Below are 12,246 nucleotides of genomic sequence, written 5' to 3'. Positions count from 1 at the left end.
ATTATTAATAATTCAAATACGTTTTTTATAATACATACAGGGGGAACAAATGTTTTAACATCTGATTTACATAAAAAACAATCTATAATAGTCTTATTTTATAATCCATTAGAATTAAAGATCATATTTGATTTCAAATTCCTATTTTTGATATTTCAAATAACATTTCTAACAAGATGAATAAAAAAGTAATTTTAATGATTCTTGACGGCTGGGGAAAATCGCCAGACCCTAAAGTATCAGCTATTGATCAAGCACATACCCCTTTTATAGATAATCTTTACACAAATTTCCCCAATGCCACATTACGAACTGACGGACTTAATGTAGGATTACCAGAGGGACAAATGGGAAATAGCGAAGTAGGCCATATGAATCTTGGAGCAGGAAGAATAGTATATCAAGATTTAGCAAAAATTAACTTAGCTGTTCAAAACAAAACATTAAACAATGAAAAAGTATTAATAGAAGCTTTTGAATATGCCAAAAATAACAATAAACCTATACATTTCTTAGGCTTAGTATCAGATGGAGGAGTTCACTCCCACACAGATCATTTAAAAGGGTTATTGGATGCTACAAAAGATCATAATGTAGAAAAAGTTTTCATTCATGCCTTTACAGATGGTCGTGATGTAGATCCTAAATCAGGAATAAAACACATAGAAGAATTAGCTGAATACTGTACTCATTCAAGTGCTAAAATTGCTACTATTACAGGACGCTATTTTGCTATGGATCGTGACAAACGATGGGAACGTGTAAAAAAAGCGTATGATGTTATGGTACATGGAATTGGTAAAAAAGCAACAGATCCTACAGCTGCTATAAAAGAAAGTTATCTCAATAACATTACAGACGAATTTATTGAACCCATTGTATTAGTAGATAAAAATGAAGAGCCTTTAACAACAATACAAAATGGGGATGTTGTTATCTTCTTTAATTTCAGAACTGATAGAGGCCGTGAATTAACGGAAGTACTTTCTCAAAAAAATCTTGATGAACACAATATGCGTCATTTAGATTTATATTATGTTACCATGACTAACTATGACGATACTTATAAAAATGTACACGTTATTTATGACAAAGATAACATTACAGAAACCTTAGGGGAAGTAGTAGCGAAAGCTGGCAAAAAACAAATCAGAATAGCTGAAACAGAAAAATACCCACATGTTACTTTTTTCTTTTCTGGAGGACGAGAAGAACCTTTTGAAGGAGAAAGTCGCATTTTATGTCCATCTCCTAAAGTTGCAACATATGACTTACAACCAGAAATGAGTGCTTTTGATTTAAAAAACGCATTAATTCCTGAATTACAAAAAGAAGCTGTAGACTTTGTGTGTCTTAATTTTGCAAACGGAGATATGGTAGGACATACAGGAGATATGAAGGCAGCTATTAAAGCCTGTGAAGCAGTAGATCAATGCGTAAAAGATGTTATTTCAACTGCTTTAGAACATAATTATACAACCATATTAATTGCTGATCACGGTAATTGTGACACTATGATAAATCCTGATGGAAGTCCTAATACAGCTCACACAACAAACCCTGTTCCTATTATACTAATAGATAAAGAATTAAACAATATAAACAGTGGGGTTCTAGGTGATATAGCTCCTACTATTTTAGAATTAATGGGGATTCCGAAACCATTAGTTATGACTAGCAACTCACTTTTATAAATTAATAAAAACGGTAAAAGAAAATTTGACTTTAATCAATTAAATACAAAAGGAGTCTATCATTGAATATTATATGATTAGACTCCTTTTTTTAATCAGTTAAAAAGCTTTAGTCTTTTTATTAAATTATTCCTTTTTATTATTTTCTAATCTTTTGTTCCCACTCCCAAGCACTTGTCAATGCTTCTTCTAGAGTAGATTTAGATTTCCAGCCTAAAACTTCATTAGCCTTTGCTGTATGTGCGTAAGCTTCTGTAATATCACCTTCTCTTCTTCCTACAATTTTGTACGGTAATTTTTGACCTGATACTTTTTCAAAAGTAGAAATTACTTCTAATACAGAACTTCCTGTTCCAGTCCCTACATTAAAAATTTCAACTTTTTCTTGATTCTCTTTACCTAATAAACGTTCTAATGCTACTACGTGTGCTTTAGCTAAATCTACCACATGAATATAGTCACGAATGGCTGTTCCATCTTCTGTAGGATAATCATCTCCAAAAACTGATAATTCTTTTCTTAGACCTATTGCAGTTTGTGTAATAAAAGGAATTAAATTTTGAGGAACTCCCAGTGGTAATTCTCCTATTTCTGTAGAGGGATGTGCCCCAATTGGATTAAAATAACGTAATAAAACAGCATTAATATTAGAAACTTTAGCAACATCTGTAATTATTTCCTCTCCTATTTGCTTAGTATTCCCATAAGGAGATATTGCTGATTGAACAGGAGCATCTTCTGTTATAGGCATTTTTTCTGCTTGACCATAAACTGTACACGAAGAACTAAAAATAAAATGCGCTTCTGGCTTTTGTTCTAACTCTTGTAAAAGATATACTAAAGCATTAATATTATTTTCATAATATAACAATGGATTTTCAACACTTTCTCCAACTGCTTTGCTAGCAGCAAAATGAATAACACCATTTACATCTGAATATTTTTGAAAAAAGTCTTGAACTGATTTTTTATCGCGCAAATCAATTTTTTTCAAAAATAGGCTTCTTGCCTGTAATATTTTGAATTCCTTCTAAAACATCTATAGATGAATTTGATAAATTATCTATTACTATAACTTCAAATCCTTTATTTTGTAATTCTACTACAGTATGAGATCCTATAAACCCCAAACCTCCAGTCACTAATATTTTCATATGATTTAATAATTTGTTTATTGTTTATTGTTTATTGTTCTAAAATTAAATTGTATAGGCGATATTATCCCACAAAATCTAAAACTACATCAGTAATAAATTTTATCTGTTCATCATCTAACTCCGTATGCATTGGTAAAGCTATCACCTCTTTTACTAACTGATTTGTTACAGGAAAATCGGTTTCATTATAACGCGAATCTAAATACGCTTTTTGGCTATGTAAAGGAATTGGATAATAGATTGCACATGGTATTTGTTTTGACTGTAGATATTCTAATAAGGCATCACGTTTTCCATTTGTTACCCTAAATACATATTGATGAAATACATGATCATCATTATTAATATCAAATTGAGGTGTAACTATGTTAAGATTTGAAGCTAAAGCTTGATTGTATTTATAAGCAGCCTCTCTACGTGCATTATTATAAGTATCTAAATGTGGTAATTTTGCTTTTAAAACAGCTGCTTGAATAGTATCTAATCGAGAATTTACTCCTACAACATCATGGTGATAACGTATATACATTCCATGATTCACAATACCTCTAATAACATGAGCTAGTTCATCATCATTAGTAAAAATAGCTCCACCATCACCATAACACCCTAAATTTTTAGAGGGAAAAAAGGAAGTTGCTCCTACATGACCTATTGCTCCTACTTTCGCTTTAGATCCATTTTTAAAAGTATAATTAGCACCTATAGCCTGTGCATTATCTTCAATAACATATAAATTATTTTCACTAGCTATTTCCATTATTTCATCCATGTTTGCAGCACGACCAAACAAATGTACAGGGACAATGGCTTTTGTTTTAGGGGTTATTACTTTTTTAATTGCTTCAATAGAAATATTCATTGTATCCATATCTACATCAACTAACACAGGGGTTAACTGTAACAATGCAATAACTTCTACGGTAGCTGCAAAAGTAAAATCAGCTGTTATTACTTCGTCTCCTGGTTTTAACCCTAATCCCATCATAGCAATTTGTAGAGCATCTGTTCCATTAGCGCATGGTATTACATGTTTAACTCCTAAATATTTTTCTAAATCTGCTTGAAATTGATGAACTAAAGGTCCATTGATATAGGTTGTAGTATCTAAAACTTCCTGAATGGAAGTATTAACTTCTTCTTTTATTTTATCATATTGGCTTTTTAAATCAACCATTTGTATCTTTCTCATCTAATAAAATTTAGGTTACAAATCTACTAATTTAATAGCTTTTCTACTAAATTTTAGAAAACTAATGTATTTTAGCATCATTAAATTATGACTATGCTTTTTCTATACAATATAATTATCTATTTAGTACAGTTTCTTGTAAATATTATTGCTTTATTTAATCCAAAAATTAAATTATTTACTGAAGGACGAAAAAATGTTTTTAAAACCTTATCTTCTACGATTAATCCCACAGACAAAACAATTTGGTTTCATGCTGCATCTTTAGGAGAATATGAACAAGGACTACCTGTCATAGAAGAAATAAAAGAAAAATTTCCTTCTCATAAAATAATATTAACTTTTTTTTCTCCTTCAGGTTATGAGGTTAAGAAGAACAGCTCTATTGCTGACATTACAATATACTTACCTTTAGACACTAAAGCAAATGCCAGCCATTTTTTAGAATTAGTACATCCTGAAAAAGTTTTTTTATTAAATATGAGTATTGGCCTAATTACTTGAATGAATTAGGAAAAAGAAAAATTGAAACTTATTTAATTTCTGGTATTTTTAGAAAAAATCAATTATTTTTCAAATGGTATGGTGGTTTTTATCGAAATGCTTTAAAAAATTTCAATCATTTTTTTGTCCAAAACAGTTCTTCTAAAGAGTTACTACAAACAATCATGTTTCAAAATTGTACTGTTTCAGGTGACACTCGTTTTGACCGAGTACTTACTATTTTAGAAAGAGATAATTCATTAGATTTTATTAAGCAATTCAAAAATAATAAAACAACAATTGTTATAGGTAGTTCTTGGCCAAAAGATGAGGAATTACTAACTGAATATATCAATCAATCTCCAAACGATATAAAATTTATTATTGCTCCACATAATATTAAAACAGCACAGATAGCACTTCTTAAATCTCAAATAAAAAAATCAGTCGTATTATATTCTGAAATGAATAATCAAAATCTTACTGATTTCAATGTTTTTATTATTGACACTATTGGAATTCTAACTAAAATTTATTCTTATGCTGATATAGCATATGTAGGTGGTGGTTTTGGCAATCCAGGTGTACATAATATTTTAGAACCTGCTACTTTTGGAATTCCGATTATAATTGGCCCTAACTATTCCCATTTTGCAGAGGCTACCGCTTTAGTTCATCAAAAAGGTTGTATTTCAATTTCTAATCAAGCTGAATTAAACCAAGCTTTTGAGCTATTATTTCAAAACGAAGACGAAAGACATGAAAAAGGCCATATTTGTCAAACTTTTGTACAAATGAATGCTGGAGCTACTAAAACCATTATATACGCTATTTCTAAATGACTCATTTTAAACTTATAGAAAAAAATCAAATTAACGTAGCAGTTAAAATGATGCAGGATTTTTATGCTATTGATAATTATCCTATTAACCCTTTAATTTCCTCTACCTTATTTGATCAATTTATTTCCAATAAAAACTTAGGAAGATGCTGGTTTATATATGACGATAATGAAATTATAGGATATATTATTCTGACTTTCATTTTTAGCTTTGAATACCAAGGCATTTTAGCTTTTATAGATGAATTATATCTAGCACAACACTCAAGAGGAAAGGGTATTGGAAAAAAAGCATTAGATTTTATAAAAAAGGAAGCATTAATACTCAATGTAAAAATGATCTATTTAGAAGTAGAAGAACACAATATGAATGCTCAAAAACTATACATTTCAAATGATTTCATGATTCATAAAAGAAAAATAATGAAATATAAACTGTAATTTAAAAAATCACTAAACACATTTTAGGATAGTGTCGGATAGTGTCAAAATCTAAATTATAAACTCATCTTTTCTTTAAATAAAATAGATTGCCTTCTTGATATTTCTATTTTTTGATCATCAAAAAGCTGTATTAATAAATTACCACTAAACCATAAATCAATATTTTTAATGTAATTTACATTAATTATTTGATTACGATTAGCTCGAAAAAATCTTCTGGAAGTTTTTTCTCAATTTGGTTAAGAGATTTATTTAATATAGCTTTTTGATTATTAAAAAAACTTTGGTATAATTCCCCTCTACTTCGAAAAGATAAATATCCGCCACTTTTAACAACCAACATTTTTCACCCTCTTTTATAAAAATTTGATTCGAAACATCTATTTTTTGTTGATTTTTAATTGCTTTATTTTCTATTTTTTGCCTAACCTTATCTATTGCTTTTGAAAATCGATTAGGACTTATAGGTTTCATTAAATAATCTAATGCGTTATATTCAAATGATTTTAAAGCATACTCATCAAATGCCGTGGTAAAAACTGTAACAGGAACGTTATCGAGCATTTCTAATAGTTGAAAACCGTCCTTTTCAGGCATATTTATATCTAAAAAAAGTAAATCAGGATTCAAAGAATTAATCAATTCATATCCTTTATCTACATTCTCTGCTTCTGCTAAAACTTCTATTTCAGGGAAGCTTTTAATCAATTCTTTTAATTCATTCCGAGCTAATCGAGAATCTTCAACTATAACTGCTTTAATTTTCATGATCTTACACATCAAATAGGAATTACAACTTTAGCTTTTACAATGTTATTTTTTTCTATAATTTCAAAAGTAGCTCTATTACCATATAAAAGAAAAAGCCTTTCTTTTATATTTTTAACGCCTATTTGAGTAGAAGTACTATTTTTTTTTAGAAAACCTGTATTTTCAACAATTAAATGAAGCTCATTTTTTATAATACTTGAAATTAATTTTACAATCCCTCCCTCTTTTATATTTGAGACACCATGTTTTACCGCATTTTCAACTAACATTTGCACGATCATAGGTGGAATAGAAAACTGTAAAGTATCAGATTCTATTTCTGTTATATATTCTAACCTATCTTCTAATTGTATTTTAGAAAGAGCTATATAATTACCAACCATTTCTATTTCTTCTTCTAATACAATTTTATTGATATCATTTTTAGTTAAAGAATAACGTAACATTTCTGACAACCTAGTTAACATTTCTCTAGATTTCGAAGGGTTTTCAAGAATTAGTCCACGAATATTATTTAAACTATTAAACATGAAATGGGGATTTATTTGACCTTTAAGGGTATTTAATCGTATTTCCCTCAGATTCGTTTCTAACTCTAATTGTTTAATTCTAATTTCTTTTAAATATTTAACCGTCTTATAGGTCATAACAATAAAAAACCAAATTAAAAAGATACAGCAAATACAGGAATATTTGCTAATTTCATAAGAAAAGTCAATGTGTTTTCTCTATGTAAAAAATATTCTAAAGGCACAGATAATACAGGCCATAGTAAAAGATGGTAAAATATTTGAGATAATACAAAAACAGAAACAATTCCTAAAAAAGATTTCTTTGTAATTTTTCCAATCTGAACTTTGTAGTCTATATATACCAGAATAATATTAGATAAGAAAAAACCTAATAACCCACATAAAAAACCTTCTGCGATAAAATAATACAACGTATTCCATTGAGAATCATTCCACTTTTCAACTTCAGAAAGTCTGTAGGATAGTTTTTCAAACGTTAAGATAGATAGTAAATAAACTTGCCATCCAATAAAATTCAAAATATGGTATTTCCAATTTTTTATTAGTTTCATTTAAAATAAAATTGACATAATTAAATCTATCAACTTTGTTATCAGATGTAATATAAATTGTATCATGTTATTATTTTTAATCTCTAGTAAAAATTATTTAAACTAAAGATAGCTTAATCAATATTTCTTATATTCAAACTGCGATAATACAAAAGTTATCACATTATAAATATTTTTTAAAAACTCATTTTTTAACTAATAGGGATTCAATAGCATAACTAATAATACCTAATTCCCTATATCATTTGTAATAAACATACTGTTTAGAATATCTTAGCTTTATGAAAATATTATTTTTCAAAAGCTGTCACGAGAGGTTCTTTCCTAAAAATAGTAACAAACCCAAACTCGATATACAAACATTTTCTATTCTATAGAAAATAAAAAAATAAGCTACAGTCTAAATCAACTATGATGTCTTTTCATTTTATAACCCTATTAAAATAAATAATGATCTCTATTCGTTTTTTGATTGATGATTGACGACTAGTATTTGCTTTTTGACTAATTTTTAATATTATTTATATTAAGACTAGCCATAGACTTAAGTTTAATTAATTTAAAATTAGAAAACAGTCCACATAAAGAGCCAATACAAATTACAACATATGTTCATTAATAATCTTATATGTTCTATACTGTAAAGATAAAACAATACTATTTCATTTTTTATGAAAAAATGATAAACGGTAAATATAAAACGACAAGAGGTATTTCTTAATCAAAATATAAAAAAAGTACATAATTCCTTAAAAATTGTAACTTGCACGCGCTATAAATATATATTATGAAATTTTTACGACTACTTCTTATTTTAGTGGTTTCTCCCATTTTTGCCCAACAAGGTGGAATGTGGATACCTTCCTTATTAAAAGGAATGAATGAAACCGAAATGAAAAATCTTGGAATTAAGATATCAGCAGAAGAAATTTATTCAGCAAACAAATCAAGTTTAAAAGATGCAGTACCTCATTTCGATGGAGGCTGTACAGCTGAAGTTATTTCTCCTAAAGGATTAATTCTAACCAATCACCACTGTGGATATGACAACATACAAAGTCATTCAACAGTAGAACATGACTATTTAAGTAATGGCTTTTGGGCTTATAAAATGGATGAAGAACTTCCTAACAAAGACTTATTCGTAACCTTTATTGTTCGTATTGAAGATGTAACTTCTAAAGTTTTAGAAGGAACAGGATCTATATCATCTGAAATAGAGAAACAAAAAAAAATTCAGGAAAATATCTCTATCTTATCGAAAACATTACCTAAAGAATCTTGGCAGGAAAACCAAATTAAAACTTTTTATGATGGGAACCAATATATTCTATTCGTAACAGAAACTTTTCGCGATATACGTTTAGTAGGTGCCCCTCCAAGCTCAATAGGTAAATTTGGTTCTGATACAGATAACTGGGTTTGGCCTCGTCATACAGGAGATTTCTCATTATTTCGCATTTATGCTGATAAAAACAATCATCCTGCTGAATACTCAAAAGAAAACATTCCTTATAAACCAAAACATTTCTTTCCTATCTCTATAAAAGGAGTACAAGAAAACGATTTTACTATGGTTATGGGTTATCCAGGTCGTACCCAAGAATATTTACCTAGCTATGCTGTTGAACAAATCATAAACGATTTGAATCCTGCCCGTATAGAACTTCGCGATGCAACTTTAAAAACTCAAAATTCTTTTATGCGTAAAGATCCAGCAATCAAAATACAATATGCTGCAAAAAATGCTTCAATTGCTAACGCTTGGAAGAAATGGATGGGAGAAATTAAAGGACTAAAAAAAGCAAATGCTCTTGAAGCTAAACAAAAATTTGAAAATGAGTTAACTGAAAAAAATCAACAAAGCAGGTAAACAAATAGAATACGGAAATTTACTAAATGAGTTTAAAACAAATTATAACAACATACGTGAATATGCTATTGCTCGTGATTATTTTTCTGAAGTAGTATTGCGCAATTGTGAACTTTTAACTTTAGGCTATCGTTTATATCAATTAGAACAAGTTTTAAACACGAAAGGAGAACAAGCTTTTAACGATAAAAAAAACAGTTTTATAACAAATTCAGAAAGCATCTATAAAGATTTTAATGCAAATGTAGATGAAAAGGTTTTTGAGCAATTAATTAATATTTATGCAACAAAATCACCTAAACAATTCTTACCTAGTTCACTAAACAACATCAATGCTTCCCAACTAGCATCTGATATTTTTCAAAATTCAAAACTAACAAGTTATACAGGTTTAAAAGAACTATTAAACGGAGATACTAAATCAGTTATCTCAAAAATCAATCAAGATAAAGGCTTTATTTTAGCAAAATCAATAGCAGAAGCATATGATAAAAATGTAGCTCCTAAATTTAATGAAATCAACCTAAAAAATATTGCATTACAACGTACTTATATGAAAGCAATATTAGAATTAAGCCCTAAATCTGCTCGTATATTCCCAGATGCTAATAGCACGCTACGTATTACTTATGGAAAAATAAAAGGATACAAACCATCTGATGCCGTAACTTATTCCCCTTTCACAACTTTAGATGGTGTCATGGAAAAATATGTACCTGGAGATTATGAATTTGACGTACCTAAAAAACTAATTGAATTATACAACTCTAAAAACTTTGGTCAATACGCAGACAAAAATGGCAAAATGCCTGTTGCATTTATTGCTACTAATCACACGACAGGAGGTAATTCAGGTTCCCCCGCATTAGATGCTAACGGAAATCTAATTGGATGCAACTTTGATCGTGTATGGGAAGGCACTATGAGTGATATTTTTTATAGTCCTGAAATCTGTAGAAATATTATGGTAGATGCTCGCTATATTCTTTTTATAATAGACAAATTTGCAGGTGCACAAAACCTGATTGAAGAAATAAAAATCATTCAGCCAACAGCAACCTCTAAAAACAAATAAACATACTGATTATAAAGCCTTTTTCTTACAAGAAAAAGGCCTATAAATTTTGGCACATATATTGTAATAATTCCTTATGCTGACAAAGATTATTTTTTTTAAAAAAAAGTTTACAAAAAAGTTTTACGTAATAAAAAATTTATATCTTTGCGACACGAATTAATAATTAACCTTTTATAATTAAGTAAGATGAAAAAAGTTGTTTTAACTATGGCTTTAGTTGCTATGATGAGTGTTTCTTGTAAAGATCAAGCTGCTGCTACTGAAGAAACTGCTGTAGAAGCTGTTGATACTGCTGCTGTTGAGGCTGTTGACTCTGCTGCTGCTGTTGACTCTGCTGCTGCTGCTGTTAAAGAAGAAGTAAAAAAATAATTAGATAAAATCTAATATTTTTCAAAAGCTCCGATTTTCGGGGCTTTTTTATTTTACAACAAAAACCCCATCCTGAACATTCATCCAAAACAGAGTTTCCCCAAAAAAACTCTCAAACCTCAACAGCAAAAACCTCCAACTCCGGAAACACAAACTCATTAGCTGCAAAATCTAACACCTCTGCAAAAACAGCAGACCGCATCATCTCATCTACCCCACGCTGCATCAACAACTGAGTAGTATACTTACGACTCGTAGCCATCTCTCGCTTATCCACAATCAAACGAAAATAAAACTTTCCACTAGGCGTCTTAAAACGCATTATCGTTGCTTGTTCCAAAGACAATTTTAATCGATCTATATCCTCCTCACACTCAAAACGCAGCTCATAACTATCACTAGTCATTATCGTCTTACCTTTTCTAGAAACAAATTCAAATTTATAATAACCATCCAAACGCTTACTAATCACAAAAGTTGCCATACAACACCAAAAAACTTAACCCAAAATTAAAACCCAAGAAAACAAACTAGATCATCCCAAAAAGAAAACCCACTTGTTTTCTTTTCAAAAAACAAGCAAATCAACTTTATCAAAATTCACAAACTAAAACTTTAAATAAAAAAACAATCAACACCCTTCACACATCCTTAAAAACAATAAAGAAACAATATTCACCAAAACAAAAAACAACTTTAAGAAGCCAGAATCAAAAACAATAAAACCATTCCCTTTAAATTAGCCCCCAAGTCAAAACCCTCTCATTTCAAATATCTACAAAATAAAAAAGCCCTGATTTCTCAGAGCTTTCTTGTTGGTCTACAAGGATTCGAACCTTGAATGACTGAACCAAAATCAGTAGTGTTACCGTTACACCATAGACCATTAAACCTACAATACTTCCGTTTTGCGAGTGCAAATATACAAACTTTTTTTAATTATTTCCAACTTTTTTTCCCAAAAAAACAACACTAAATCAACACCAAACACAATATGCTTAAAACCAAATATTTACAAAAAAAAAAAAAAAAAACATAAACTTCATTTTCTCCAAACCAATCGAAGTACATGGTTAATTTCCAAAATTACACAAAAACACAACCCAACATTTCAAAGGATCAAAACAAAAAAAGCCCTGATCACTCAGGGCTTTTCTGTTGGTCTACAAGGATTCGAACCTTGAATGACTGAACCAAAATCAGTAGTGTTACCGTTACACCATAGACCATTAAACTCACAAGACTTCCGTTTTGCGAGTG

The 12,246-nt window shown here is 29.4% G+C and carries 7 protein-coding genes, 2 tRNA genes and 4 pseudogenes; 5 read left to right on the top strand and 8 right to left on the bottom strand.

Annotated features, from left to right (window positions below; all coding sequences use genetic code 11):
• Positions 1-176: 176 nt before the first annotated feature.
• Positions 177-1,694, top strand: a complete 1,518-nt coding sequence (gpmI, locus tag JJC03_RS07680) for a 2,3-bisphosphoglycerate-independent phosphoglycerate mutase (RefSeq protein WP_088398230.1) — start codon at positions 177-179, stop codon at positions 1,692-1,694.
• Between the two features lie 139 nt (positions 1,695-1,833).
• Here the strand turns inward: gpmI and galE are convergent.
• Positions 1,834-2,848 (bottom strand): annotated as a pseudogene (gene galE, locus JJC03_RS07675) (UDP-glucose 4-epimerase GalE).
• A gap of 64 nt (positions 2,849-2,912) precedes the next feature.
• A complete protein-coding gene (locus tag JJC03_RS07670) occupies positions 2,913-4,043 on the bottom strand; it encodes a DegT/DnrJ/EryC1/StrS family aminotransferase (RefSeq protein WP_088398228.1) in 1,131 nt (376 codons plus the stop codon).
• Positions 4,044-4,136: 93 nt separating this feature from the next.
• Between JJC03_RS07670 and JJC03_RS07665 the strand changes: the two are divergent.
• Both JJC03_RS07665 and JJC03_RS07660 read left to right on the top strand, forming a co-directional pair.
• A pseudogene (locus JJC03_RS07665) lies at positions 4,137-5,368 on the top strand (3-deoxy-D-manno-octulosonic acid transferase).
• Positions 5,365-5,808, top strand: coding sequence for a GNAT family N-acetyltransferase (locus tag JJC03_RS07660; protein WP_235874274.1), 444 nt, complete (start codon positions 5,365-5,367; stop codon positions 5,806-5,808). Before JJC03_RS07665 ends, JJC03_RS07660 begins: the two are co-directional and overlap by 4 nt.
• 56 nt (positions 5,809-5,864) lie before the next feature.
• On the opposite strand, the pseudogene JJC03_RS07655 reads toward JJC03_RS07660, so the two are convergent.
• The 3 genes and pseudogenes from JJC03_RS07655 to JJC03_RS17630 form a co-directional block, all read right to left on the bottom strand.
• Positions 5,865-6,582: pseudogene (locus JJC03_RS07655) on the bottom strand (LytR/AlgR family response regulator transcription factor).
• A gap of 8 nt (positions 6,583-6,590) precedes the next feature.
• The gene (locus tag JJC03_RS17635) at positions 6,591-7,112 is read right to left on the bottom strand and encodes a sensor histidine kinase (protein WP_258932557.1); all 522 of its coding nucleotides are present in this window, start codon (positions 7,110-7,112) and stop codon (positions 6,591-6,593) included.
• A gap of 134 nt (positions 7,113-7,246) precedes the next feature.
• The gene (locus JJC03_RS17630; protein WP_258932556.1) at positions 7,247-7,666 is read right to left on the bottom strand and encodes a hypothetical protein; all 420 of its coding nucleotides are present in this window, start codon (positions 7,664-7,666) and stop codon (positions 7,247-7,249) included.
• A 787-nt stretch (positions 7,667-8,453) separates the two neighbouring features.
• Between JJC03_RS17630 and JJC03_RS07645 the strand changes: the two are divergent.
• A pseudogene (locus JJC03_RS07645) lies at positions 8,454-10,614 on the top strand (S46 family peptidase).
• A gap of 189 nt (positions 10,615-10,803) precedes the next feature.
• Positions 10,804-10,986: a hypothetical protein gene (locus tag JJC03_RS07640; protein WP_235874273.1), complete on the top strand. Its 183-nt coding sequence runs from the start codon at positions 10,804-10,806 to the stop codon at positions 10,984-10,986.
• A 112-nt stretch (positions 10,987-11,098) separates the two neighbouring features.
• Here the strand turns inward: JJC03_RS07640 and JJC03_RS07635 are convergent, their stop codons facing one another.
• From JJC03_RS07635 to JJC03_RS07625, 3 genes are all read right to left on the bottom strand, one after another.
• Complete coding sequence (locus JJC03_RS07635; protein WP_235874272.1) at positions 11,099-11,470, bottom strand: YegP family protein; 372 nt, start codon at positions 11,468-11,470, stop codon at positions 11,099-11,101.
• 331 nt (positions 11,471-11,801) lie between these two features.
• Positions 11,802-11,872: transfer RNA gene (locus tag JJC03_RS07630), tRNA-Gln, on the bottom strand.
• A 272-nt stretch (positions 11,873-12,144) separates the two neighbouring features.
• Positions 12,145-12,215 (bottom strand) — tRNA-Gln (locus JJC03_RS07625).
• Positions 12,216-12,246: the final 31 nt, after the last annotated feature.

The sequence above is a fragment of the Flavobacterium oreochromis genome, from assembly GCF_019565455.1.
Taxonomy (GTDB): Bacteria; Bacteroidota; Bacteroidia; order Flavobacteriales; family Flavobacteriaceae; genus Flavobacterium; species Flavobacterium oreochromis.
This window is presented reverse-complemented; position numbering and strand designations above follow the sequence as displayed.

Bases quoted from the DNA above. Each gene is read 5' to 3' on its own strand.
- JJC03_RS07660 (WP_235874274.1), top strand. From the start codon at position 5,365: ATGACTCATTTTAAACTTATAGAAAAAAATCAAATTAACGTAGCAGTT.
- gpmI (WP_088398230.1), top strand. From the start codon at position 177: ATGAATAAAAAAGTAATTTTAATGATTCTTGACGGCTGGGGAAAATCG.
- JJC03_RS17630 (WP_258932556.1), bottom strand. From the start codon at position 7,666: ATGAAACTAATAAAAAATTGGAAATACCATATTTTGAATTTTATTGGA.
- JJC03_RS07640 (WP_235874273.1), top strand. From the start codon at position 10,804: ATGAAAAAAGTTGTTTTAACTATGGCTTTAGTTGCTATGATGAGTGTT.
- JJC03_RS17635 (WP_258932557.1), bottom strand. From the start codon at position 7,112: ATGTTTAATAGTTTAAATAATATTCGTGGACTAATTCTTGAAAACCCT.
- JJC03_RS07670 (WP_088398228.1), bottom strand. From the start codon at position 4,043: ATGAGAAAGATACAAATGGTTGATTTAAAAAGCCAATATGATAAAATA.
- JJC03_RS07635 (WP_235874272.1), bottom strand. From the start codon at position 11,470: ATGGCAACTTTTGTGATTAGTAAGCGTTTGGATGGTTATTATAAATTT.